We start from the raw sequence: 24,672 nt of genomic DNA, 5'->3' as shown, positions 1-24,672 counted from the left end.
TGTTTTCGGGTGTGCGAGAGCGCTGCGCGGGCTTTCGGAGCGCAGGTCGCAGGTTGAATTGTTGTTTGGCAGTTTGCTGACGGTTCCTGGCAGGCCAGGTTGTCTAGAGCGCCAGAAGCAGGTCCTCTAGCTGGGCGGCCGCGTCGGTCCCCAGTCGCGCCTCGATCTTGTCCTGTGCGGCCTGCCAGAGCGGTGCGCCGTCAATGAGAATCCGATGGCCGTTTTCCGTAAGTTCGACAACGGCCTCCCTCTGATCTTTCCCGCTTCCGGTTGCCGCCAACCCCATTCCTTCCAGCACCTTGACGTTGCGGCTGACCGTCGAGCGTTCGAGTTCGATCTTGCGGCCAAGTTCGGTCATCGAGATCGGCTCATCGCGCGCGATGTGCCGAAGCAAGCTGAACTGGGCGAGGTTGAGACCGATCGGCTGCAGCGCGTCGTCGTAGACCGACGTCACTCTCCGGGTGGCTTTGCGTAAAAGGGCACAGTAGCAACGAGACATGATGTGTGTATATACACGCAAATGCGCGACGTCAAGTCCGCGATCGCGGAAGCACCGTTTTAGGCGTTGTCAGCGACGGACCGATTTAGGCGAAAATGTAGGATGTTGTTCGGGTAGGCCCGGTCGCTATCCTGAAGTGGGTCTCCCCGACCTTCTCGAAGCCGCTCGCGATGTAGAAGGCCGTGGCCTTTTCATTTTCGGCGTTCACCGCCAGCCAGGTGCTCGCCCTGCCAATGTCCGAGCAGTATTGAAGCCCCGTTTTCAGAAGCTTCCTGCCGATGCCGCGGCCGTGGTGACGGGGCTGCACATAGAGCGTCACGATTTCAAGGTCCGAAACGATATCGACCGGCGCCCGTGAATTCGACGACATCCGCAGAAAGCCGTCGATGCCGACGGCTGCGAAACCCAGATGGCCTCATCCTCCTGGGCCAGGATCTCTTCAAAGCGCGAGGCGGTAAATTGGGCCAGCGTATAATCGGCAAAGAACGCGTTGACCCATCGCGGATATAGGTGTTGAGCCAGACCTCCAGGCTAATGGCCGTCAGGCTGGACGCATCCTTGATCGTGGCCGGTCTGATCATCGCCTTTCCTTTTGAAGCGGCAGCAATCTGAAGCATTTGGTTCGTCGACGCCTCAGTCGACGAACGGTTCCAGTTCCTTGTCGAATTCGACCTCGACGACGTTGTTGAAAAGCGCAGTCGCCACCATGATGCCTGAGAAGGCGACGAGATCGACCAGTGCCTTGGCGTCGTAGCGTGCCTTCAGGCCCGCCCAGATCTCGTCCGGGATAGCATTGCTGTCGGCGACGATCGCCCGTCCGAAGGCGATCAGCCGCTGTTCGTCGTCGGTCGGCACGACCGTGTGGAAGTCGATGCCCGAGTTGGCGAAGGCGCGGCGGAAGAAGCCCATGGCGATCGGCGAGCGCATGGCTTCAGAGATCGCGTGCGAGAGAAACCAGATCTCCCGATCGTTTAGCGCCGGGCGCAGTTCTTCGCGTAGCGTGAACCATTCCGCGTAGATGCGATGGGCGACCGGCGAATGCAAAAGCGTGCGCTTCATGTTGGTCATGCGTCCGCGCACGCGCACTTCCTCGTCATGGGCGGCGCGGATTTCGTCGGAAGCGGTGTCGTAGTCGATCTGGGGAATATGGCTCATGGGTCTTACCGGTCTTGAATGGCGCGCGGGCGGTGCGCTTGTGATGGTGGGGGATCAGACGGTGCTGAGCAGAATGCTCGTTTCGCTGTTCGATACGCCATCGACGTCGCGTACTTCGCGCAGGATGCGGTCGAAATCGCTGAGGCTGTTGGCGCGAATTTCTGCGACCAGATCCCAGCCGCCGTTGGTCGTATGCAGCGCATAAAGCTCGGGCAGGCCGCGCAGATATTTGATGACCTTGGTGGTGTTGCGGCCGCTGACCTCGATCATCATGATCGCACGGATGGCGCGATCATCGTAATCCTGCCGCACGCGCAGCGTGAAGCCGAGCACGGCACCGCTTTCGAGCAGCCGGTCGATGCGCGTTTGAACCGTGGCCCGGGAAATGCCGAGCACGGTGGCTATCTTTGAGTAGGGCGCGCGGCCGTCTTCTCGCAATAGCGAGATGAGCTGGTGATCGAGGTCGTCGAAGATATGCATGAAAATTGTATAATCCGACTGCGCAAAATGCTCAATAAGGTTTTGCATATTAGGCAGGTTTAAAATTTCAACTCACTTCTTGCAAGCCTAGGCTGACTTCATCGAATTTCTCCGATGGAGTTTTAAACGTGGTTCAGTATGTCGGTGTCGGCAACGTAATTGAGCTGGTCAAATCGATCGGTATTGAGACGTTCCTTGTGGGTCTTGCGGAATACATCGAGGATGATTTCCGCCGGTGGAACGCATTCGAGAAAACGCCGCGGCTCGCGAGCCACTCGAAGACCGGCGTCATCGAGCTGATGCCGACCTCTGATGGTGAGCATTACGGCTTCAAATATGTCAACGGCCACCCGAAGAACCCCACTGTCGGCCTGCAGACGGTGACAGCCTTCGGTGTTCTCTCCGATGTCAGCACCGGCTATCCCTGCCTCGTCTCCGAAATGACGATCATGACCGGTCTGCGCACGGCGGCCACTTCGGCGCTTGCCGCAAAGTACCTCGCTCGCACTGACGCCCGTTCGATGGCAATCATCGGCCTCGGCGCGCAGTCTGAATTCCAGGCGCTTGCCTTCCGTGCCCTGCTCGGCGTCAAGCGGCTGCAGGTCTTCGACATCGATCCCGAAGCGGCCGAGAAGTTCTGCAACAACCTCTCGGACATGGATTTCGACATCGTCGTTGCTGCGACGGCGGAAGAGGCCGTTGCTGGTGCCGACATTATTACGACGGTTACGGCCGACAAGCGCAACGCCACGATCCTCTCCGACAACATGGTCGGCGCCGGCGTGCATATCAATGCGGTCGGCGGCGACTGCCCCGGCAAGACGGAACTGCAGGGCGACATCCTGCGCCGCGCCGACGTCTTCGTCGAATATCCGGAGCAGACCCGCATCGAAGGCGAAATCCAGCAGATGGCGCCGGATTTCCCGGTCACCGAACTCTGGCAGGTCATCGCCGGCGAGGCCGAAGGCCGCCGCAGCAACGCGCAGATCACCATCTTCGATTCCGTCGGTTTCGCCACTGAGGACTTCTCGGCACTGCGCTTCCTGCGCGACAAGATCCAGGGCACGGCGTTCTACACCGAACTCGACCTGACGACGCAGCCGGACCACCCGCGCGATCTCTACGGCCTGTTCCGGCAGCAGCCGGCGGCCTTTGCCGAGCGGAGCGTTGCATAACATGAAGAGACTGTCCGTGCAGGCGCCGAAGGGCGTCGTGATGATCCGTCCGCACCATTTCGGCCCGAACCCGATGACCGCTGAGGACAACGCCTTCCAGGCGATCGACGCGGCACGCCAGCCGTCGGCGATCGCCAAGGCCGCTTATGACGAAGTCAGCCGTATGGCTGATGGCCTCACCGACGCCGGTGTCGCGGTTCATCTCTTCGAAGACGAAACGACGACGCGCCCCGACTCCGTCTTTCCGAACAACTGGTTCTCCACCCATTCCGGCGGCCATGTGGCGATCTATCCGATGTATTCGGAAAGCCGCCAGAGCGAACGCCGCGTCGATATCATCGAGATGCTGAAGAACGAATACCGCGTCCAAGACGTGATCGACTATTCCGGTCTCGAAAAGGACGGGGTCTATCTTGAGGGCACCGGCGCCATGGTGCTCGACCACATCGGCCGCGTCGCCTATGCCGCGCGTTCCAACCGCACCAACGAAGTGGCGCTCGAACGTTTCTGCACCCACTTCAACTTCGAGCCGATGATCTTCGGTGCCGTCGATCGCCAGGGCAACTCGATCTATCACACCAACGTTCTGATGTGCATCGGCACGGAGTTTGCGCTGATCGGCGCGAGCATGATCCCGGATGTCGCCCGCCGCCAGGAAATCTGCGCGCGGCTCGAGGAAACCGGCCGCCAGGTCATCGACCTGACGCTTGACCAGATCGAAAACTTCGCCGGCAACGCGATCGAGCTCGACGGCGCAGATGGCCGCGTCGTGGTCATGTCGGCGCGGGCGCTCGCTTCGCTCCGCCCCGATCAGATCAAGGCGCTCGAAATCTCCGCCCGTGTGCTTGCCTTCGACGTGCCGACGATCGAGCTTGCCGGCGGTTCCGTGCGCTGCATGCTCGCCGGCGTTCATTTGTCACGAAGAGAACCGGCCGGTACGCAAAAGCTTTACGCCGCCACGTCCGATCGATAGAAGCACCTCATCCAAGCCAAAGGTCCCACAAATGTCGCAGTCACGCCCCGTCTACCAGTTCAACAACATCATCGTTCGCACGCCCTCGAAGTCGGTCGTCAACGGTCTGCGCGCCGACGATCGCGGCAACCCCACCTTCGAAGGTGTGAAGGCCGAGCACGACGCCTATATCGCGGCGATGAAGGACGCAGGCGTGAAGGTGACGGTACTGCCGGCGCTCGAAGCCTTCCCGGATTCGATCTTCGTCGAGGATCCGGCGCTGGTCTTCACCGAAGGCGCGATCCTCCTGCGCCCGGGCGCCGAGACCCGCGTCAAGGAAACGCCGGAGATCGAGCCGACGCTGCGCGCCATGTTCGAAACCGTTCTCGACCTGCCCGGCAACGGCTTTGCCGATGGCGGTGACGTGCTGACGACGCGCGAAAGCGTGATGATCGGCCTTTCGGCCCGCACCAACAAGGTCGGCGCCGAAGCGCTGCAGGCCTGCCTTGCCAAGCTCGGCCGCAAAAGCGAGATCGTCGCGACCCCGGAAGGTGTTTTGCACTTCAAGACCGATTGCTCGCTGCTCGACGACGAGACCGTGCTTTCAACGGCGCGTCTTGCCGAATCCGGCGCCTTCGAGCGTTTCAAGCAGGTGATCATTCCCGAAGGTGAAGAGCCGGCAGCCAATGCGTTGCGCGTCAATGACGTCGTCATGGTTGGCTCCGACTTCCCGCGCACGATCGAGATGCTCGACAAGCTCGGCTACAAGGTCGTGCCCATGAAGACGACGGAGATCGGCAAGATCGACGCGGGCCTGTCCTGCATGTCGCTGCGCTGGTTCAGCAACACGCTCTGATCCGTCGCAATCCCCGAGGAGGAAACAAAATGAAGACGTTGAAGACCGCCCTGTTCGCAGGGATCGCCCTTTCCATGGCTGTTGGCAGCGCATTGGCCGAGGACACGCTGCGGCTCGGCATGACGCCGGAGCCCTACATGCCCTTCACCCAGGTGAACGCCGGCGGCGAATGGGAGGGCCTCGAGGCCGACCTCTCCCGCGCACTCTGCGAAAAGATGGCCGTGAAGTGCGACATCAACCAGATGGCCTGGGACGGACTGATCCCGTCGATGAAGGAAAACAAGGTCGATTTCATCATCGGCGCCTTCTCGATCACGGATGAGCGTCGCCAGGTCGTTGATTTCTCGACGCCCTATTACACCGAAGGCACCTCCTTCGTCGGCGCCAAAGCTGACACGAGCGAGATCAAGACGACCGACGCCGCGGATGGTTCCGGCAAGATCATCGATCCGGCAAGCGTCGAGGGCAAGATCATCGGTGTGCAGACCTCCAGCGTCCAGTCGGCCTATGTTGCCAAGTATCTGACGGGTGCCGAAGCCAAGAGCTACGACACCGCAGACAACTCGGTCGCTGACCTCATTGCCGGCCGCGTCGACTACGTGCTGATCCCCGACCTCTACATCCAGACCTTCCTGAAGTCGCCCGAGGGCGCCGACTACGAGGTCAAGGTCGAAGTGCCGAAGAATGTCGTTCTCGGTGAAGGTGTCGCCTATGCCGTGCGCAAGGGCGATGCGGCGACGCTCGAAAAGGTCAATGCCGGCCTTGCTGCCCTGGAAAAGGACGGCACGACCCAGAAGCTCGTCGACAAGTGGATCTTCGGCAAGAAGTAAATCGCTCTTCAAGGGCGGCGTGTAGCCTATGTTTCGCGCCGCCCTCGATCGCCAAACCGGCCGCAGCGCCGGGGCATCTTCGCAGCGACCGCTACAGCGATCCAGCCCGACAGAGGGCGGCGTGAGGGCTGACGAGACAATCGGAAACAGGTAACGACGGATGGACTATTACTGGCAATTGCTTGCCTGGGGCGGCGAGGGCTGGGGCGACGATTTCGCCTGGGGCCTGGTGATGACCTTGCAGGTGTCCGTGGTCGCCTATGCGGTTGCGGTTCTCTTCGGCTTCCTCGGGGCGGCCGGCAAACTGTCGAAGCACCGCGTCCCGCGCTTCCTTGCCGAGATCTACACGACGGTCGTTCGCTCGCTTCCCGAACTGCTGGTCATCCTGCTCCTCTATTTCTCCGTCGCGAGCGGTGCCGAGCGGCTCTTGAAGCACTTCGGTCTGGTGGCCGAGACCTTCCAGTTCAGCTCGTTCTGGGCAGCAATCATCGCACTCGCTTTCGTCTCCGGCGCCTTCATGACTGAAGTGCTGCGCTCGGCCTTCCTTTCCGTGCCCCCCGGCCAGATCGAGGCGGCGGTTTCGATCGGCATGCCGAGACGCAAGGTCTTCACCCGCATTATCTTCCCGCAGATGATGCGCCACGCGGTTCCAGGCATGGGCAATCTCTGGCTGTCGATCACCAAGGAAAGCGCCATCATCAGCGTGCTCGGCTCCTTCAGCGAATTGCTCTACACCGGTTACCGGGCTGCTGCCGGTACCAAGCAGTACATCTTCTTCTACGGGCTGACGGCCATCCTGTTCCTGGCGATCACGCTCGTATCCGTGCTGGTGATCGCCCAAATCGAACGCGGCCTCAACCGGGGGCACCACTGATGGAAACGATCTCCAACGTTATCGGCTTCCTGCCGGCGCTCATCAAAGCAACCCCGCTGACGCTGCTTTTGACGGCGGTGGCGGGCGTCTTCGGTCTGGTCATCGGCACCCTCGTGGCGCTTGCCCGGCTTTCCGGCCGTCGCGTGCTCTCGGTTCCGGCCTATGTCTTTACCTTTGCGTTCCGCGGCACGCCGCTCCTGGTACAGATCTACCTGATCTACTACGGCCTCGGCCAAATCCTGCCCGGAACCTGGGTGCGCCACAGCTTCCTCTGGCCTTATCTGCGTGATGGCCTGTGGTACGCGATCTTTGCGCTCAGCCTCAATCAGGCCTCCTACAATGCCGAGGTTATCCGCGGCGCGATCAAGGCGATCCCGCGCGGCCAGATCGAGGCGGCCAAATCGATCGGCATGCGCTCCTCGATGATCCTTCGCCGCATCACCCTGCCGCAGGCGTTCCGATCCTGCCTGCCGGTGCTGACGGGTGACCTGATCATCCTGTTGAAGACGACGTCGCTCGCCTCGACGATCACGATTCTCGAAGTCATGGGCACCGCCCGCATGCTGCAGCGCCAGTCGCTGTTGATCTTCGAACCCCTGATCGCCGCCGGCATCATCTATTTCACCGTCGTCTTCATCCTGACGCGCGTCATGGGCGTGGTCGAGAAGCGGCTCACCCGCTACCGCACGGCGAAGGCCTAACGAGGAGGAACGGACATGGCTGCAACAGCGCTTTCCGTGAAGAACATTCACAAGAGCTTCGGGTCCGTCGAGGTGCTGAAAGGCGTCTCCTTCGAGGCGAAGTCCGGCGACGTCATCTCGCTGATCGGCAGCAGTGGTTCGGGCAAGAGCACTTTGCTGCGCTGCATCAACTATCTGGAGACGCCCGATGAGGGCGAGATCGCGGTCTCGGGCGAGGTGATCCGCACCGTCAAGGGCAAGGACGGCAAGTTCCATGCCACCGACAAGCGGCAGCTCGAACATATCCGTACGCGCCTTGGCATGGTGTTCCAGAGCTTCAATCTGTGGTCCCACAAGACCATCCTCGAAAACCTCATCGAGGGCCCGATCCATGTGCTCGGCATGACGCGCAAGGATGCGATCGGCGAGGCCGAATTGCTGATGGAAAAGGTCGGCATCACCCCGAAGCGCGACCACTATCCCAACCAGCTTTCGGGCGGCCAGCAGCAGCGGGCGGCGATCGCGCGCGCTCTCGCGATGAAGCCGGAAGTCATGCTCTTCGACGAGCCTACGTCGGCGCTCGACCCGGAACTCGTCAACGAAGTCCTGCTCGTCATCAAGAAACTCGCCGAAGAAGGGCGCACCATGGTCATGGTCACGCACGAAATGTCACTCGCCCGTGATATCTCCAGTGAGGTGATCTTCCTGCACAAGGGACTGGTGGAAGAACGCGGCGCGCCGTCGCAGGTGATGCGCGACCCGCAATCGGCGCGGCTGCGCCAGTTCTTGCAGATGGCTTGAGGAGGCCCCAATGCGCGACGCCAATTTTTCTGAGTTCCTGCCCGAACTCGTCGAGATCCGTCACAAGCTGCACGAGATGCCCGAGATCGGCCTATCCGAGGTGAAGACCTCCGAATTCGTCGCCGGATTGCTGCAATCCTGGGGCTTCGAAGTGACGCGCGGTCTGGCGACGACAGGCATCGTTGCGACGCTGAAGCGCGGCAACAGCAACCGCGCCGTCGGCTTTCGTGCCGATATGGACGCGCTGCCGATGCAGGAGGAAACCGGTCTTGCCTATCAGAGCAAACATCCGGGCGCGATGCATGCCTGCGGCCACGACGGTCACACCAGCATGCTGCTCGGCGCTGCCTGGGCTCTGTCGAAGGACGAGAGCTTCAACGGCACCGTGCACCTGATCTTCCAGCCGGCCGAAGAAAATTTCGGCGGCGGCAAGCTGATGATCGAGGACGGCCTGTTCGAACGCTTCCCCTGTGAGCGGGTCTATGCGCTCCACAACTGGCCGGGCCTGCCGGTCGGCCAGTTCTCCAGCCGCGCCGGCGCGATGGCTGCATCGATCGACGTACTGACGCTAACGATCAGGGGCAAGGGCGGTCACGGCGCCCAGCCGGAACTGACGGTTGACCCGGTCGTCGTCGGTTCCAGCGTGGTGATGGCGCTGCAGACGCTGGTCTCGCGCAATGTATCGCCGCACCAGCCGTCGGTGCTGACGGTCGGTTCGTTCCAGTCGGGTTCCGCGTCCAACATCATTCCCGACACTGCAGTGCTGGAAATCAGCATGCGTGCGATGGATCCGGCCGTGCGCAAGCAACTCCAGGAACGTGTCGAGCAGATTGCCCGCTTGCAGGCGGAAAGCTACAACGCTGAGGCGACTTTCGACTGGCAGGTCGGTTATCCCGCGACGATCAACGATGCCGATGCCGTCGAAGATGCGCGTGCGGTGATCGCGGAGACTTTTGGCACCGACGCCTATGTCGAATTGCCCGAGCCGCTGATGGGCAGTGAAGACTTCTCCTTCCTGCTGGAGAAGGTGCCGGGCGCCTATGTGCTGATCGGCAACGGCGACAGCAGCGGGCTGCACACCACCCACTACGATTTCAACGACGACATCCTCGAACGCGGTGCTACGTATTTTTACCATCTCGCGCGGGCAGCGCTCGTCTAACCGGGCGGTCGCTAACGTCCGGTCGCTCAGGTGGCCGGGTGCAGGTCACCAAACACCGTCGGGATAAGCTCCGACACCGTCGGGTGAATGTGCACCGCGTGGGTGATCGTCGTGTAGGGTTTGCCGGCATACATGACGTCGAGGATGCTCTGCACCGCTTCGTCGCCGCCCGTGCCGAGGATCGAGGCGCCGAGGATTTCCTTGCTGTCGGCGTCCACGATCACTTTCATGAAGCCCTCGGTCTCGCCCTTCTCGACGGCGCGGCCGACGCGGGTCATCGGTCGCGTGCCGATGAGCAGCTTGCGTCCTGATTTGCGCGCTTCGGTTTCCGTCATGCCGGCGCGGCCAAGCGGCGGATCGATGAAGAGGCCGTAAGTCGCAATCCGGTCGCTGACCTTTCGTGCCTCGCCATCGATGAGATTCGCGGCGATGATCTCGAAGTCGTTATAGGCAGTGTGGGTGAAGGCGCCGCGGCCGTTGCAGTCGCCCATGGCGAAAATGTGCGGGACATTGGTCCTGAGCGTTTCGTCGACTTCGACATAGCCGCGCGCGTCGGTCTTCACGCCGGCTCGATCGAGGTCGAGATCATCCGTATTCGGCCGTCGCCCGGTGGCAAGCAACAGGTGGGAGCCGACGATCTCGGGTGCGCCGGCGGTGCAGTCGACGCCGGCGACGACTTCGTCGCCGTGCTTGGCGAAGCGGATGCATTCGGCGTTCAAGCGGAAGTTTATGCCCTCTTTCTCCAGAATCGCGAGAATGGCGTCGGAAACGTCCGCATCCTCGCGACCGATCAGGCGTGGGCCCTTCTCGATCACCGTGACCTCGGAGCCGAAGCGGCGGAACATCTGTGCGAACTCAAGCCCGATATAGCTACCGCCGATGACGATCAGGTGGTGGGGCAGGGTGTCGAGATCCATGATCGAGACGTTGGTCAGATAGGGCACGTCCTCGACGCCAGGGAAGTCCGGCGTCGCCGCACGTCCGCCAACGTTCAGGAAGATCTGGTCGGCCGACAGCAACTCACCGCCGACGCGCACTTCGTGCGGGCCTTCGAAGCGCGCATGGCCTTCGATGACGGTGATGTTCGGCATGCCCTTCAGCCAGCCTTCGACCCCCTTGCGCGAATTGAACCGCACCGTGTCCTTGCGCGCCATGACGCGGGCGAAGTCGATGGTGATCGGTCCGGTCGTGACGCCATAGTCGGCGCCCCGGCGCGCCAGGTGCGCCGCATAGGCGCTCGCAACCATCGCCTTGGTCGGCATGCAGCCGGTGTTGACGCAGGTGCCGCCGAAGTGCTTGCGCTCGACGAAGGCGACGGTCTTTCCCGCTGATGTCAGCCGGCTGGCCAGCGAAGGGCCGGCCTGGCCGGCGCCGATGATGATTGCGTCGAAATGTTTCGTCATGACACCGAGGACACCACCCAGAGTGCGAGGAGAACGGCAACGACATCCTCAAGAAGCGCGATCGGCAGATCCTTGCCGCCGATGGCCGCAACGAGGCGCTTGCGGGCTTCGTAGCCGCCGAGCGTACCGATGACGGCACCGATCACGCCGGCGACCAGCCCGGCCAGCATAGCACCTGCGGCCGTTCCGAGCACGGCGCCGCAGAAGCCGCCCGAGACGATGCGTGCGCCGAACTGCTGCGGAACCTTGCGGCTCGGCGTGCTCGGCAACTGATCGGTGACGAATTCCACCAGCGCCAGCAGGCCAAAGATATAGGGCGTGAAGCGAAAACCCATAAAGGCCGCCCATGTACCGCCGAGCGGCAACCAGCCCGCAGCGGCGCCGATGCTGACGGCGGCAGGTGCGGTCATGGTGCGCAGACCGGCAACCACGCCGATAAGCAGCGTGAAGAGATAGATCGACATGAATTCCCCGAACGTTCGCCGGGCGAACCCAATCCACCAGCCCCCAAGCGGTTCGGGTCGAGCGGCATCGCAACCAAGAGTGAAAGCGGTGTTTCTGGCGGGCCTCTGTGAGAGTGGCCGACATCGCCCCTGATTGCAACGGCCAATCGCACGCGGTCGGACGTAGAAATCTACGCTTTCGATAGTGTTTGTCGATGTCGGAACTTTTCGTCCGCCACAGTCTCTGCGTGCAACCCTATTTTTTGCCGGGGACTGACATATATGGAAAGCCTTGCCCCGACGCGGCGAACTTTCCGTGATCAAACTTGCGGAGCGAATTTCGAGGGAGAAACAAACTCATGCGCCTGACTAGATTGCTTATCGGAACTGCCTTTGCCTTCACTTTGACTGCTGCCACGGCCAGCGCCGATGTCGTCGTCTCCTCGAAGATCGACACCGAAGGCGGTGTTCTCGGCAACATCATCCTTGCCGTGCTCAATGCCAACAACATCAAGACCGTCGATCGCGTCCAGCTCGGCGCGACGCCGGTCGTGCGCAAGGCGATTACCGCCGGCGAGATCGACATCTACCCGGAGTATACCGGTAACGCCGCCTTCTTCTTCGAAAAGGCTGACGATCCGGTCTGGAAGGACGCAGGCAAGGGTTACGAGACCGCCAAGAAGCTCGACTACGACGCCAACAAGATCGTCTGGCTGACGCCGTCGCCGGCCAACAACACCTGGGCGATCGGTCTTCGCAAGGAAGTTGCGGATGAGAACAAGCTGAAGACGCTCAGCGACTTCGGCAAATATGTCGCCGGTGGCGGCAAGGTCGTGCTGGCCGCTTCGTCTGAGTTCGTGAATTCGGCCGCCGCTCTCCCGGCCTTCCAGACGACCTATGGTTTCACCTTGAAGCAGGATCAGCTGATCACGCTTTCCGGCGGTGACACCGCGGCGACCATTGCGGCTGCTGCCAACCAGACGAACGGCGCCAATGCGGCGATGGTTTATGGCACCGATGGCGGCATCGCACCTTCTGGCCTCGTCGTGCTCGAAGATGACAAGGCGGTCCAGCCAGTCTACCAGCCGACCCCGATTATTCGCGAGGCTGTGCTCAAGGAAAACCCGCAAATCGAGGAACTGTTGAAGCCGGTGTTCGAGAAGCTCGATCTCGTAACGCTTCAGGACCTGAACGGCCGCGTGCAGGTCGGCGGCGAACCGGCCAAGGCGGTTGCCGAGGATTTTCTGAAGAAGACCGGCTTCCTGAAGTAGGTTGACGGATAACCGGAACGCTGGTCCGATGGCTGGCGTTCCGGGGTGTGCCTGCAGGTGCCGAAGTCGCGCCGGCACAGGCGGGGAGGGAATGTGGTTTGAGAGAACTCCGCTTTGACAAGCTCGGAGCGATCATCGCGGCCTTGGCGCTTGGCGGCGCCTTCATCGCGCCTTTTGCAACGTTTCGTGCCAATCGCATCGTCGCCGGCGAGGCAAAGACGATCGTCGAGGCCTTGCCGCAGCCCTGGAGCGCGGCAGTGCTGCTGGTGATCTTTGCCGGCGTGCTCGTGGCGGCCATGCGCTCGACGGCCACTCTGCGCCTTGTCGCAGCTTTCGCAGCGCTGGCCGGGCTGGCGCTCGGCATCGGCGTCGCGGCCGGCCACCTGACGCCTGAGGGCAACACCTATGCTCGCGTGTCGCCTGCTTCCGGTTTCTGGGTCATGCTCTTTGCTTTCGGGCTGCTGGCAGCCGATGCACTGACGCGATTGCGCCCGGCCCCCATCGTGCGCATCGTGGTGCTCGTCGCCGTGCTCGCCTTTGTCGGGATGCTTTTGCTTTCCGGTGCCTGGGATGGTCTCTCGATCCTTAGGGAATATACGAGCCGGGTGGACACCTTCTGGGCGGAAGCCCGCAAGCATGTGACCTTGGCGCTCGGCTCGCTTGTGACCGCGACCATCGTCGGCATTCCGCTCGGTATACTGTGTCACCGCGTCGCCCGATTGCGCGATGGTTTGCTGGGCGTTCTGAACGCGATCCAGACGATACCGTCGATCGCGCTGTTCGGCATTCTCATTGCACCGCTTGGCTGGATCGCCGCGAACGTTCCGGGCGCTGCCACGATCGGCATCCGTGGCATCGGTGTCGCACCCGCCTTTGTCGCGCTGTTCCTCTATTCGCTGCTGCCGGTGGTTGCCAATACCGTCGTCGGTCTGGCCGGCGTTCCGAGGGATGCGAATGACGCAGCCCGCGGCATCGGCATGACCGATTGGCAACGGCTGGTCGGCATCGAATTTCCACTGGCCTTTCCGGTGATCCTCACCGGCATCCGCATCGTGCTCGTGCAGAACATCGGCCTGGCGACCATCGCTGCCCTCATCGGCGGCGGCGGCTTCGGCGTCTTCGTCTTTCAGGGCGTTGGCCAGACCGCGATGGATCTCGTGCTGCTCGGCGCCGTCCCGACCGTGGTGCTCGCCTTTGCGGCGGCGATCGTGCTCGACGCGATGATCGAAATGGCCACACCCAACACCAGGCAGGCAGAGGCCGCATGATCGAAATCGAAAACATCACCAAGCGCTATGGCGAGACGGCGGTCGTCGACGACGTCAGCCTGACGATCGCACCGCGTACCGTCACCGTCATCGTCGGTACCTCCGGCTCTGGCAAGACGACGCTATTGCGGATGGTCAATCGGCTGGTGGAGCCGACTTCGGGGACGATCCGCCTCGACGGTGAGGACAACCGTGCGCTGCCAGGCTATGAACTGCGCCGCCGCATCGGATATGCGATCCAGGGCCACGGCCTGTTTCCGCACCGTACCGTCGCGCAGAACATCGCCACGGTACCGACGCTGCTCGGTTGGGAGCGCGCGCGTATCGACGCCAAGGTGGACGAACTTCTCCAACTGTTCCAGCTCGATCCGGCCGCCTTCGGTCCACGCTTTCCGCATGAGCTTTCCGGCGGTCAGCAACAGCGTGTCGGCGTCGCCCGGGCGTTGGCTGCCGAACCGAAAGTCCTGCTGATGGACGAGCCCTTCGGCGCACTCGACCCGATCATTCGCGCCAAGGCTCAGGATGATCTGCTCGCCATTCAGAAGCACTTCGAGACGACGGTCATTCTCGTCACCCATGACATGGAGGAGGCCTTCCAGCTCGCGGACCGCATTGCCGTCATGGACAAAGGCAAGGTGGTGCAATATGCGACGCCCGCCGAAATGCTGATCAAGCCCGCGACCCCGTTCGTCGAGAGCCTGATCGGGGTCAGCGAACGGCCTTATCGGTTGCTCGCGATCGAGCCGGTCTTGAGCGCCGTCGAACCAGGGTCAGCAGACGGCACAGCCATATCGAGCACGCTCAGCCAAAGGGAGGCGCTTGCCGAACTGCTTTGGTCCGGGCGGAGCGCGCTGCCGGTGGCTGATGCCGCGGGGGCTATCATCGGCAAGGTCAGTCTCGAAGGGCTGGCGAAACGGGCAGCCGGGCCAGTCTGATGCCGAAACTATCGACGCTTTTTCGCTTGGGAGTGTTCCTGGTTTTGCTCGCCTTCCTGCTGCAGCCGCAATGGTTCGAACCGTTGCTGCGGCCCCTGGTTCAAGCGAATGCGCCGGTGATCTACAATCAGGGCAGCCTGTTGCAGCTTACTCTATTGCACCTGCGCACCGTCGCCATCGCAGTGTCTGCTGCGGCATTGGTTGCGCTTGCTTTGGCAATATTGGTGACGCGCGAATCCGGGGCCGAATTCCTGCCGCTGTCGCGCAGCCTGGTCAACATCGGCCAAACCTTTCCGCCGGTGGCCGTTCTGGCGCTCGCCGTTCCCATCTTCGGTTTCGGTGAGAAGCCGACATTGATCGCGCTTTTTCTCTATGGCCTGCTGCCGATCTTCGAGAACGCGCTGACGGGGCTGACGACATTGCCGCCATCTGTCATGGAGGCGGCGCGCGGTGCCGGCATGACAGGCGGTCAGCGGCTCCTGAAGGTGGAGTTGCCGCTGGCGATGCCGGTTATCCTTGCAGGCATCCGACTTTCGGTGGTCGTCAGCCTGGCAACGGCCACGATCGGATCAACGGTCGCGGCGAAAACCCTCGGCGAAGTGATCATTGCCGGTCTGCAATCGAACAATCTGGCTTTCGTCGTTCAGGGTGGCCTGATCGTCGCGACGCTTGCGGTGCTGCTGCACGACGGATTGCAGGCGGCCGAAAGGAAACTCGCTACCCGAATGGGACGGTGAGGTGCCGTCGGAATGCGGGAAGCCCGGAAAGTGTTCACGGCCGTGCCAAATGCCGATGGCGCGTGATAGAGTGACCCATGCTCTACCGCGGCGCTAAAAGTCCTCTTGTCAGGGATATGGGCGGGTTCAAGGCCAGGCTCAACATGCCCGGTTGGCTGCTGCCACGGCCGCGTGATCACGGCTACGGCCCTCTGGCAATGGTTGTTGAGTCGATCCTGGAGCCGGGCAGGCTGATCGCCATGCACGAGCACCAGAACGATGAAATCCTTTCATGGGTGCCGGAGGGTGTCATGCGCCACGATGACCGCGCTACCGGGAGACTGGTCACGGACAGCGGGCACCTTATGGTGATGAACGCGGGAAAGAGCTTCTGGCATTCGGAGGAGACCCTGCCGAGCGATCCACCGTTGCGGATGCTCCAGATCCTTGTGCGCCCTCACGGTTTAGATCTCCCACCGGCCATCCAGCACGGCCCCATTGCAGTGGCACCTGTCAATCAATGGAGGCATCTTGTCGGGCCGGAAGGTGGCACAGCACCGTTTTTCGTGCGCAACAGCGTCGACTTTTTCGATCTCCGGCTCGAGGCTGAGACAAAGACTGCGTTTCCGCGGGCGGAGGGGCGACACCTTTACTTTTATCTCTTTTCGGGCTCGATAAAGGTCGGAGATATCGCCTTCGGTGAGGGGGATCAGGGGATATTCCTGTCGGACGACGCCCTGGAGCTATACGCCACTCGCAGCTCGCTGATCGTTGCGTTCCTGATCGAGCCGAGCGCGCGCGCCGCACGGCAGGGGACGGTTGGCGACCATCCCAAGATACCGCGACCTTATCTGGCTCGACCTTTACTGCGGCTGCTGCACTGGCGAAACCGGCTGGTCGGAAAGGGCTGAACTGATCAGAAGTCAACCACGCAACGTGCAGTGGTCTGGACCGCTTTCTTCCTGCCGTAGAGTTGCGGGATACGCACCCTTTTTAGTTGTCCATGAATTGCCTGCTTTCTCGGCATTTGCCTGTCGTATGAAAATGAATTTCACAATTTTACAAAATATGCGGATTTGAGTTGACTGCCTGAAAAAACTGTCCCAGTCTGCGAAAATAAATTACGCCAAAAGGCAGGGGAACGGGACGAGCATGAAAGTCGGCATCATCGGACTCGGATTCCGTTTGGGTTATCTGGGCTATGTCTTCAAAGCCATGGACGAGAACTTCGAGATCGCCGGCTACGTCGATCCGAACCCGGCTGGTCTGTCCACGCTCACCGAAAAAGGCATCTCGGCCGGCAAGGCTTACGCGACCCCCGAAGAGCTGATCGCCAACGAGAAGCTCGATCTCTTGATGATCGGCTCGCCGAACCACATGCACCTCGATCATATCCGGATTGGTCTCGAGGCCGGTCTCAAGGTGTTCAGCGAGAAGCCGATCGTCACGACGGTCCAGGAGAGCCTCGAACTCGCGGGGCTGATGGCGAAGTTCGGCCATGAGCGCCTGATGGTCGGTCTGGTGTTGCGTTACGCGCCCATGTATCGCGACCTGCGCGCAGCGCTTGCCGAAGGCACGCTCGGCCAGGTCGTCTCGATTGAGGCGTCCGAGCATATCGAACCCTATCACGGCGCCTTCTTCATGCGCGACTGGCGCCGCTACGAGCGCTATTCCGGCAGTTTCATGCTGGAAAAATGCTGCCATGACCTTGATCTCTACAATGGTGTCGTCGGCGCGCGGCCGGAACGGGTCGCGAGCTTCGGCGGCCGCAAGAGCTTCATTCCCGCCAACGATCCCGCACGCGAAGGTATCAACGACCTGGAACTCTTCCATCGCAAACCGAGCGGCTGGATGGGCTCCGACAAGGTCTTCGACAGCGACGGCGACATCATCGACTACCAGGTGGCGATCGTCGAATACGCTAACGGCGTCGGCATGAACTTCCACACCAATCTCAACGTGCCGGACCAATTCCGCCGCTTCTGCATCATGGGCTCGCGTGGCATGGCCGAGGGCGATTTCATCCGTGGCTATTTCGACGTTCACGAGATGCTGACCGGTAAGAAGGTCATCGAAAACAAATACGCCGCCACGGAACTGTCGCAGCACTACGGTGCCGACGAGCAGATGGCGACCGATATCATCGGCCACGTTCGTGACGGCCGGCCGCTGCCGGTCTCGACCCTCGATGCGCTTGAAGCGGGTATCCTGGCGCTTTCGATGGACGAGGCGCGACGCAGGAAGAGCGTCATAGATCTCCGGCCCATCTGGGACCGTTTCGACGAAGCACTGCATTCGCGCGCTGCGTAAGGGGAGGTGGGGATGAGTGTTCAACGCAGCACGGTCATCTTCGCCTGGATCCTGCTTCTTCCGGCTGTCCTCTACGTCACGGTGATCGTCGCCTATCCACTGGTCGACACCTTCATCCTGTCGTTCACGGACGCGTCGCTGAAGAAGACGACCAACTGGGTCGGCTGGGCCAACTACGATAAGATCTTCAACGAGACTTTCGCCGAAGTCATCTTCCGGACCTTCATCTGGACCTTCTTCTCGGTCTCGATCAAGATGATCATCGGCGTCTTCGGCGCGACGATGCTGAACGCCGCCGTGCCCGGCCGTGCGCTCTTCCGCCTGCTCACCATGCCGCCATGGATCGTGCCGATGGCGATCGGCATTTTCATGTGGGGCTGGATGTACAATGGGCAGTTCGGCATGATCTCGGGCGTGCTGCAGAACCTGGGGCTGTCCAACGGGCCCATCGCCTTCCTTGCCCACGGTTCCACCGCCTTCTGGGCGACGATCATCACCGACGTATGGATCGGCGTGCCGCTGGTGACGCTCTATATGCTGGCGGCGATGCAGGCGATCCCGCAGGATCTCTATGAAGCCGCCTGGACGGACGGAGCAGGGCGCCTCTATCGCTTCCGCCGCATCACGCTGCCGCTTTTGGTTCCGTCGCTGATCACGATGTCGATGCTGTCGCTGATCGCGACCTTCAATTCCTTCGACATCATCTGGATCCTCACCCAGGGTGGTCCCAACGGTGAGACCACCACGATGATCATCGATACCTACCGTACCGCCATCGGGTCGAAGAAATACGGTGAAGGCGCCGCGCGCGCCGTGCTGATCTGCATCTTCCTGTCGATCTTCTGCTTCGCCTATTTCCGGGTCACCAGCCGTCTTGCCGCGGGGGAGCAGAAATGAGCCAGCCTGCCATGATCAACCGTTATCGCTGGTACGAGCTCCTTGGCATCTATGCCGGTATCTTCGTCTTCCTGTGCTTCATTCTGGCGCCCTTCGTCGAAGGGTTCCTGGTGTCGTTGAAGCCGCTCGGGCTGCTGTTCTCCTCGCCCTATCGCTTCTGGCCGCAAAACGGCTCGTTTGCCGCCTACTCGACCATGTGGGTCAGCGTGCCCGGTTTTGCCCGCTACATCTTCAACTCCTTCTTCATCTCCACCATCGTGACCGCCATCGTGCTGATACTGGTGATCCCCGCGGCCTATGCCTTTGCCCGCTTCAATTTTCGCGGCGCCGGGCTGCTGCTCGGTGCCTTCCTCGCTGTCAACATGTTTTCGGGCGCAGTGCTGCTCATCCCGCTGTTCCGTCTGATGCGCACCTTGGGCGTGCTCAACACCTATCTCGCGATGATCGTGCCGGGCGTTGCCTTCCTGATCCCCTCGGCGATCTGGCTCTTGCGCACCTACATGACGCGCATCCCGCGTGAACTGGACGAGGCCGCTTTCGTCGACGGCGCCAGCCACTTCTATACGCTGCGCCGGGTGATCCTGCCGATCGCCATGCCGGGTATCACCGTAGTGGCGATCACGACCTTCATCGGCGCCTATGCCCAACAGTTCATCTATGCCCTGACCTTCAACTCCAAGAGCGAGTACATGCCGCTGCCGGTCGGCCTCTTCGCCTATTTCGGTCGCCAGGAGGTGGTCTGGAACGAGCTCATGGCCGCGAGCTTCGTCGGCATCGCGCCGGCTGTCGTCGTGATCTTCCTCCTACAACGGTATCTCGTCAGCGGCCTGACCGCGGGCGCGGTGAAACAATAAGACTTAAGTCAACCACCAGAGAACGGGAGCATAAAACGTGTCTATTCATTTCAAGACAGGGGTACTTGCCCTGGCGCTGCTCGGGTCGACCGCGCTCGGCGCTGTCACCGCGAAGGCGGCCGACCAGGAGATCAGCTGGATCTACTGCGGCGACACCATGGACGCGGTACACGCGAAATACATCAAGCAGTGGGAAGAAAAGAATCCGGGCTGGAAAGTCACGCCTGAGGTCGTCGGCTGGGCCCAATGCCAGGACAAGGCCACGACGCTCGCCGCCGCCGGCACGCCCGTTGCCATGGCCTATGTCGGCTCGCGCACGCTGAAGGAATTCGCGCAGAACGAGCTCATCGTTCCCGTGCCGATGACGGAAGACGAGAAGAAGACCTACTACCCCAACATCGTCGACACCGTGACCTTCGACGACAACCAGTGGGGCGTTCCGATCGCATTCTCGACCAAGGCGCTTTACTGGAACAAGGACCTGTTCAAGCAGGCCGGTCTCGATCCGGAGAAGCCGCCGAAGACCTGGGCTGAAGAAATCGAGTTTGCCAAGGCGATCAAGGAGAAGACCGGCATCGCTGGCTACGGCCTTCCGGCCAAGACCTTCGACAACACGATGCACCAGTTCATGCACTGGGTGTACACCAACAACGGCAAGGTGATCGACGGCGACAAGGTCGTCATCGATAGCCCGCAGGTGCTGGCAGCACTTCAGGCTTACAAGGACATCACGCCCTATTCCGTTGAAGGCGCTACCGCCTACGAGCAGAACGAGGTCCGCGCCATCTTCCTCGATGGCAAGGTCGGCATGATCCAGGCGGGCTCAGGTGCTGCAACGCGCCTGAAGGAAACCAAGGTCAACTGGGGCGTCGCGCCGCTGCCGCTCGGTCCTGAGGCCAAGGGCGAGGGCACGCTGCTCATCACCGACAGCCTGGCGATCTTCAAGGGCTCGGGCGTCGAGGAGAAGGCGATCGAATTCGCCAAGTTCATCACCTCGCCCGGTCCGCAAGGGGAATATGAGCTTCAGGGTGGCGCCGGCCTGACGCCGCTGCGTCCGTCGCCGATGGTCGACGAGTTCGTCAAGAAGGATCCCTACTGGAAGCCGTTCATCGACGGCATCACCTATGGTGGTCCGGAACCGCTCTTTACCGACTACAAGGGCTTCCAGAACGTCATCATCGAGATGGTCCAGTCGGTCGTGACCGGCAAGGCCGAGCCGGCCGACGCCTTGAAGAAGGCGGCCGCGGACCTCGAAGAATACAAGTAAGGCCACCGGGGTCGCGCGCCGATGGGATCGGTTCGCGGCCCCACCTAACTCTGCTATAAATGAGCCGCTTCTCGCCGGTGGCCGGAGACAGTTTCTTGGGACAGCTCAATCTCAATCGGATTCAGAAATTCTACGGGACTTTCGAGGTGCTGAAAGGCATCGATCTCGAAGTCAGGAACGGTGAGTTCGTCGTTTTCGTCGGGCCCTCCGGTTGCGGCAAGTCGACCTTGCTCAGGATGATAGCCGGTCTCGATGAGGCCAGCTCGGGGGACATCCTGATCGAGGGCAAACGCGTCAACGACCTGCCGCCGGTCAAGCGTGGTATCGCCATGGTCTTCCAGTCCTACGCGCTCTATCCGCACATGACCGTCTTCGAGAACATCGCCTTTCCGCTTCGCGTGGAAAAAATGGCCGAGGAGAAGTTGAAGGCGAAGGTGGAGCATGCAGCACGCATCCTGCACCTTGATCAGCGCCTGCAGCAGAAGCCCGGGATGCTTTCCGGAGGCCAGCGTCAGCGTGTCGCGATCGGGCGAGCGATCGTGCGCGAGCCGAAGATCTTCCTCTTCGACGAGCCACTTTCGAACCTCGACGCGGCGCTTCGGGCGGACATGCGCATCGAACTGGCGAAACTGCACCGGCAATTGCAGGCAACGATGATCTACGTCACGCACGACCAAGTCGAGGCGATGACGATGGCGGACCGGATCGTCGTCCTCAATGCCGGGCAGATCGCCCAGACGGGCGCCCCGCTCGAGCTCTATCATAAGCCAGCCAATACCTTCGTTGCCGGCTTCATCGGCAATCCGAAGATGAACTTCCTGCCGGTCACCTGCAAAGGCGTCAGCGACGCCGGCGTCGAGGTCGACTACAAGGGTCAGACGGTGGTCATTCCCGTCAACCCGCAGAGCGGCCTTGCCGGGCGGACACTGACGCTTGGTGTTCGGCCGGAGCATATCACGCTCGGAACCGGAGACGTGACCCTCAAAGTCACGCCAACGGTCATCGAACGCCTCGGCGCCCATACGGTCGCCTATGCGGCCATTGGGGGCGAAGGCGAGAACTACTGCGCCATGTTGCCGGGAACGGCCGCGATCCGGCCGGAGGAGACGATCCAGACCGGTATCAGGGTTGCGGATTGCCACCTGTTCGACGAGGCGGGCCTTGCGCTCGAACGTCGCGTCGAACTGACCGACATCGACATGGGCGTGCTCGATCCGGCGGCTGCCTGATCGTTCAGGACCAAGGAAAAAGACCGCTGTCTTGCGAAAGGCAGCGGTCTCTTTTGTCTGCGTACTAGGCCCGACGTACCCGGTGTCGGCGAGACGCGATGACCGCACTCTAGGCGCGGTTCCGGCCGTTCCCTTCTGCGTGCGGATCGGCGACCTTCGGCCAGATGTTCTTCGGTGCCCGCTTGTAGTCGGTCTTCGCAGGGTTGTTCGGATAGGGCGTGCCGGCCGAGCAATAGAGGATCTCGGACGCGATTTTCGAGAACGAGGCGTAGAAGTGATTGGTCGACTTGATGACCAGGATTTTCTTGGTCTTCGGGTCGATGCCCATCACCGAGAAGAGGCTCGGATCGAAGCTCTGCGCGCGCGTCGAATTGAGGATGATGTCGATGCCGTTGAAGACGATATGGGCGGCATCGCCGAACGGGGCGAAACTCTCGCCGAAGCGCATCTCTGCGTCGCGCACCAGCTTGACCACCCTGACCGTGCCATCGATCGGATGACCGGTTCCGGGAGCCGACTTGGCGCCGAAGCGCAGCGGGATCTCGGCGCCTTCGCCGGCGGCCATGCAGATCTGCACTGCCATCGGATCCCAGATCGTCCCGACCGCAACGTCGGTTGCGTCGCGCGCCAGAAGCTCTTCGAGAAGCACCGTTGCGTCGCCGGCGGTGCCGCCGCCTGGATTGTCCCAGACATCGGCGATCACGACAGGCCCCTTCGATGCAGCGAGTGCCTCGGAAACGGCCTGCTTCTCGTCGATCTGCGGCATGATGAAGGTTCCGCGGTGGGAAAAGAGTTCGAGACCCAGTTCCCGCGCGAGGTTTGCGCCCTTCTCCCTTTTGCCGTTGGTGACGGCAAGCAACTTGGTGCCCATTTCCGGAACGTCGCCCGCCATGAAGCCGTGGATCACGGAGAGCGAAAGAACATCCGCGTCTTCTCTTTCAATCCGCATCAGCTTGTCGACGAAGGAGCGCATCGGATCGCGTGAGGTCGGGTATACGTCGATCATCCGGCAGTCGAAGATCGACATGAGGGGCGTGACACGCCCGTCCAGTGTATCGACGACGATGCGCCAGAGATCTTCGGCACGGTCGACGAAGTCGGTGTGCGGAAACTCCTTGAAGTAGACGAAGAAGTTCGAGGCGGCTGCGCGCTTGGCCGTCAGGTGGCTATGGGGGTCGAGTTCGGCGCAGACGAGGATGTCGGGGCCAACGATCTCCCGGACGCGCGTTAGCAGGTCACCCTCGGGATCTTCGTAGCCGTCCGCGACCATGGCGCCATGCAGGCCGAGCACTACGGCGTCGATGGGCATGGCAGCGCGTAGCTGGTCGAGGATTTCGTCACGCAGGCCTTCGTATGTCTCCCGGTTGACGAGGCCAGCCGGGTCCGCCCAGGTCGCGGTGCCCTCGATCAGTTGCCAGCCCTTCTCCGCGGCGACGCGGCGGCCGACCGTGATCGGCGCGGTGCAGAGCGTCGGTGTTTCCGGGTGTTCTCCCGGCGGCGCGTAGAGCGAGGCTTCAAAGGCCCGGCGGTCGATGCAGATCGGGGAGAAGGTGTTGGTTTCGGTCGCAAGCGCCGCTGTGAAGATCCGCAATGCCATTGCCTTTTCTATCGCGTCTTTCAGGCCGGCCCCATCGGGTTCGGCAGGTAGCCGGTGAAGCCGGCAATCTTCCAGCGTCCCTCGTGCAGGCGGCAATAATAGACGGTCTGCCATTTCAGGATGTCGACGCTGCCGTCCGACTTCTTGAGGCTGCCATCGAATTTCTTGCGCGCCAGCGCCTGGTCGCCGTTGATCTCGATGTCTTCGAGAGTCGTCGTCGTGAAGATCGCATTGCGCGGATCTTCGGCGAAGCTCTGCGTCGCAAAGTCGTTAGCCTGGCGCAGCCACTCTTCGCGATAGGCCGCAAGCGACGGGAAGGTCAGCCGCCAATTGTCGGGATTGGTTTCGCGGCGGCCGTCGATGCCGATGAAGCCGTTCTCGACGAAATCACCTGCGACCATCGACCAGTCTGCGGCCAGGAAGGCGGTAATGTCGCGCGAGACGAGCATCTCCCAGATCGAGTGGCGTGCCGTGTCGGAGGAGGGGAATGGATTGAGGAAAGGATCCCGCATATTCGCGCCCTGGATTGAAATTCTTTTCATGAATGGTGTTTTTCGCTAGTCAAATTCAGCTTTCTATGGTCACTTGTCAACGATCAAAGAAAATAATTTGCACGAAGGCTGACATGACCATCAAGAGATATGGTGCGGAACAGGTTGGTGCTGGCGGTAAGCCCTTGCCGTTCGCACGCGCGGTCGAAGCGGACGGTTGGCTTTATGTTTCCGGCCAGGTTGCCATGGAAAACGGCGAGATCATCGAGGGTGGGATTATCCCGCAAACCCACAAGACGATTGCCAACGTGCTGGCCATCCTGACCGAAGCCGGCTACGGTCCGCAGCATGTGGTTCGTTGTGGTGTCTGGCTCGACGATCCGCGTGATTTCTGGACATTCAACAAGATCTACCAAGAGTATTTCGGTGCTCATCCGCCGGCGCGGGCCTGCGTCCAGTCGTCGATGATGGTCGATTGCAAGGTCGAGATCGACTGCGTCGCCTATAAGCCGAAGGAAGGCTGATCT

General features: G+C 61.5%; 27 protein-coding genes. 19 read left to right on the top strand and 8 right to left on the bottom strand.

Going from position 1 to position 24,672, the window contains the following annotated elements:
* Positions 1-103: 103 nt before the first annotated feature.
* From AC3WWH_RS23840 to AC3WWH_RS23825, 4 genes are all read right to left on the bottom strand, one after another.
* Positions 104-499, bottom strand: a complete 396-nt coding sequence (locus AC3WWH_RS23840; RefSeq protein WP_058325010.1) for a MarR family winged helix-turn-helix transcriptional regulator — start codon at positions 497-499, stop codon at positions 104-106.
* A gap of 85 nt (positions 500-584) precedes the next feature.
* Positions 585-869, bottom strand: coding sequence for a GNAT family N-acetyltransferase (locus AC3WWH_RS23835; RefSeq protein ID WP_245299302.1), 285 nt, complete (start codon positions 867-869; stop codon positions 585-587).
* A gap of 263 nt (positions 870-1,132) precedes the next feature.
* Positions 1,133-1,654 (bottom strand): carboxymuconolactone decarboxylase family protein, encoded by a 522-nt coding sequence (locus AC3WWH_RS23830; RefSeq protein ID WP_058325009.1) that lies wholly within the window; start codon positions 1,652-1,654, stop codon positions 1,133-1,135.
* Positions 1,655-1,708: 54 nt separating this feature from the next.
* Positions 1,709-2,134, bottom strand: coding sequence for an Lrp/AsnC family transcriptional regulator (locus tag AC3WWH_RS23825; RefSeq protein ID WP_057249183.1), 426 nt, complete (start codon positions 2,132-2,134; stop codon positions 1,709-1,711).
* Positions 2,135-2,226: 92 nt separating this feature from the next.
* Between AC3WWH_RS23825 and ocd the strand changes: the two genes are divergently transcribed.
* The 8 genes from ocd (at position 2,227) to AC3WWH_RS23785 (ending at position 9,464) form a co-directional block, all read left to right on the top strand.
* The gene (gene ocd / locus AC3WWH_RS23820; RefSeq protein WP_058325008.1) at positions 2,227-3,309 is read left to right on the top strand and encodes an ornithine cyclodeaminase; all 1,083 of its coding nucleotides are present in this window, start codon (positions 2,227-2,229) and stop codon (positions 3,307-3,309) included.
* Position 3,310: 1 nt separating this feature from the next.
* Positions 3,311-4,282, top strand: a complete 972-nt coding sequence (gene ctlX / locus AC3WWH_RS23815) for a citrulline utilization hydrolase CtlX (protein ID WP_058325007.1) — start codon at positions 3,311-3,313, stop codon at positions 4,280-4,282.
* A 31-nt stretch (positions 4,283-4,313) separates the two neighbouring features.
* On the top strand, positions 4,314-5,117 hold the full coding sequence (locus AC3WWH_RS23810; RefSeq protein ID WP_058325006.1) for a dimethylarginine dimethylaminohydrolase family protein: 804 nt from the start codon (positions 4,314-4,316) through the stop codon (positions 5,115-5,117).
* A 29-nt stretch (positions 5,118-5,146) separates the two neighbouring features.
* Positions 5,147-5,947 carry a transporter substrate-binding domain-containing protein gene (locus AC3WWH_RS23805; protein WP_058325005.1) on the top strand — a complete coding sequence of 267 codons (801 nt, stop codon included), beginning with the start codon at positions 5,147-5,149 and terminating at the stop codon, positions 5,945-5,947.
* A gap of 160 nt (positions 5,948-6,107) precedes the next feature.
* Positions 6,108-6,821, top strand: coding sequence for an ABC transporter permease (locus AC3WWH_RS23800; RefSeq protein ID WP_058325004.1), 714 nt, complete (start codon positions 6,108-6,110; stop codon positions 6,819-6,821).
* A complete protein-coding gene (locus AC3WWH_RS23795; RefSeq protein ID WP_057249177.1) occupies positions 6,821-7,522 on the top strand; it encodes an ABC transporter permease in 702 nt (233 codons plus the stop codon). The genes AC3WWH_RS23800 and AC3WWH_RS23795 overlap by 1 nt, the downstream gene beginning before the upstream one ends.
* A 15-nt stretch (positions 7,523-7,537) precedes the next feature.
* Positions 7,538-8,302, top strand: a complete 765-nt coding sequence (locus AC3WWH_RS23790; RefSeq protein WP_058325003.1) for an ABC transporter ATP-binding protein — start codon at positions 7,538-7,540, stop codon at positions 8,300-8,302.
* Between the two features lie 10 nt (positions 8,303-8,312).
* A complete protein-coding gene (locus AC3WWH_RS23785) occupies positions 8,313-9,464 on the top strand; it encodes a M20 aminoacylase family protein (RefSeq protein WP_113398813.1) in 1,152 nt (383 codons plus the stop codon).
* 26 nt (positions 9,465-9,490) lie between these two features.
* On the opposite strand, the gene AC3WWH_RS23780 is transcribed toward AC3WWH_RS23785, so the two are convergent.
* Positions 9,491-10,867, bottom strand: a complete 1,377-nt coding sequence (locus AC3WWH_RS23780; RefSeq protein WP_058325002.1) for an FAD-containing oxidoreductase — start codon at positions 10,865-10,867, stop codon at positions 9,491-9,493.
* On the bottom strand, positions 10,864-11,331 hold the full coding sequence (locus AC3WWH_RS23775) for a hypothetical protein (protein ID WP_058325001.1): 468 nt from the start codon (positions 11,329-11,331) through the stop codon (positions 10,864-10,866). Before AC3WWH_RS23775 ends, AC3WWH_RS23780 begins: the two co-directional genes overlap by 4 nt.
* 338 nt (positions 11,332-11,669) lie before the next feature.
* Between AC3WWH_RS23775 and osmF the strand changes: the two genes are divergently transcribed.
* The 10 genes from osmF (at position 11,670) to AC3WWH_RS23725 (ending at position 22,057) form a co-directional block, all read left to right on the top strand.
* Entirely contained in the window at positions 11,670-12,581 is a 912-nt protein-coding gene (gene osmF, locus AC3WWH_RS23770) for a glycine betaine ABC transporter substrate-binding protein OsmF (protein WP_058325000.1), read from the top strand.
* A 98-nt stretch (positions 12,582-12,679) separates the two neighbouring features.
* Positions 12,680-13,849: an ABC transporter permease gene (locus AC3WWH_RS23765; protein WP_113398812.1), complete on the top strand. Its 1,170-nt coding sequence runs from the start codon at positions 12,680-12,682 to the stop codon at positions 13,847-13,849.
* Entirely contained in the window at positions 13,846-14,784 is a 939-nt protein-coding gene (locus AC3WWH_RS23760) for an ABC transporter ATP-binding protein (RefSeq protein ID WP_058324998.1), read from the top strand. The genes AC3WWH_RS23765 and AC3WWH_RS23760 overlap by 4 nt, the downstream gene beginning before the upstream one ends.
* A complete protein-coding gene (locus tag AC3WWH_RS23755; protein ID WP_058324997.1) occupies positions 14,784-15,521 on the top strand; it encodes an ABC transporter permease in 738 nt (245 codons plus the stop codon). Before AC3WWH_RS23760 ends, AC3WWH_RS23755 begins: the two co-directional genes overlap by 1 nt.
* A gap of 77 nt (positions 15,522-15,598) precedes the next feature.
* Positions 15,599-16,411 carry a pirin family protein gene (locus AC3WWH_RS23750; protein WP_058324996.1) on the top strand — a complete coding sequence of 271 codons (813 nt, stop codon included), beginning with the start codon at positions 15,599-15,601 and terminating at the stop codon, positions 16,409-16,411.
* Positions 16,412-16,652: 241 nt separating this feature from the next.
* On the top strand, positions 16,653-17,810 hold the full coding sequence (locus AC3WWH_RS23745) for a Gfo/Idh/MocA family protein (protein WP_058324995.1): 1,158 nt from the start codon (positions 16,653-16,655) through the stop codon (positions 17,808-17,810).
* A gap of 12 nt (positions 17,811-17,822) precedes the next feature.
* Complete coding sequence (locus tag AC3WWH_RS23740) at positions 17,823-18,707, top strand: carbohydrate ABC transporter permease (RefSeq protein ID WP_058324994.1); 885 nt, start codon at positions 17,823-17,825, stop codon at positions 18,705-18,707.
* Positions 18,704-19,561, top strand: coding sequence for a carbohydrate ABC transporter permease (locus AC3WWH_RS23735; RefSeq protein ID WP_058324993.1), 858 nt, complete (start codon positions 18,704-18,706; stop codon positions 19,559-19,561). Before AC3WWH_RS23740 ends, AC3WWH_RS23735 begins: the two co-directional genes overlap by 4 nt.
* Positions 19,562-19,598: 37 nt before the next feature.
* Positions 19,599-20,828: an ABC transporter substrate-binding protein gene (locus tag AC3WWH_RS23730; RefSeq protein ID WP_058324992.1), complete on the top strand. Its 1,230-nt coding sequence runs from the start codon at positions 19,599-19,601 to the stop codon at positions 20,826-20,828.
* A gap of 95 nt (positions 20,829-20,923) precedes the next feature.
* Positions 20,924-22,057 (top strand): ABC transporter ATP-binding protein, encoded by a 1,134-nt coding sequence (locus AC3WWH_RS23725; RefSeq protein ID WP_058324991.1) that lies wholly within the window; start codon positions 20,924-20,926, stop codon positions 22,055-22,057.
* 109 nt (positions 22,058-22,166) lie between these two features.
* On the opposite strand, the gene AC3WWH_RS23720 is transcribed toward AC3WWH_RS23725, so the two are convergent.
* Together AC3WWH_RS23720 and AC3WWH_RS23715 are read right to left on the bottom strand one after the other, a co-directional pair.
* Positions 22,167-23,648 carry a M81 family metallopeptidase gene (locus AC3WWH_RS23720; protein ID WP_058325079.1) on the bottom strand — a complete coding sequence of 494 codons (1,482 nt, stop codon included), beginning with the start codon at positions 23,646-23,648 and terminating at the stop codon, positions 22,167-22,169.
* Positions 23,649-23,674: 26 nt separating this feature from the next.
* Entirely contained in the window at positions 23,675-24,166 is a 492-nt protein-coding gene (locus AC3WWH_RS23715) for a hypothetical protein (RefSeq protein WP_058325078.1), read from the bottom strand.
* Between the two features lie 113 nt (positions 24,167-24,279).
* Here AC3WWH_RS23715 and AC3WWH_RS23710 point away from each other — a divergent pair, with 113 nt between their 5' ends.
* Complete coding sequence (locus tag AC3WWH_RS23710) at positions 24,280-24,669, top strand: RidA family protein (protein WP_058324990.1); 390 nt, start codon at positions 24,280-24,282, stop codon at positions 24,667-24,669.
* Positions 24,670-24,672: the final 3 nt, after the last annotated feature.

It is taken from the genome of Ensifer sp. EB106-03-01-XG145 (assembly GCF_058792075.1).
This window is presented reverse-complemented; position numbering and strand designations above follow the sequence as displayed.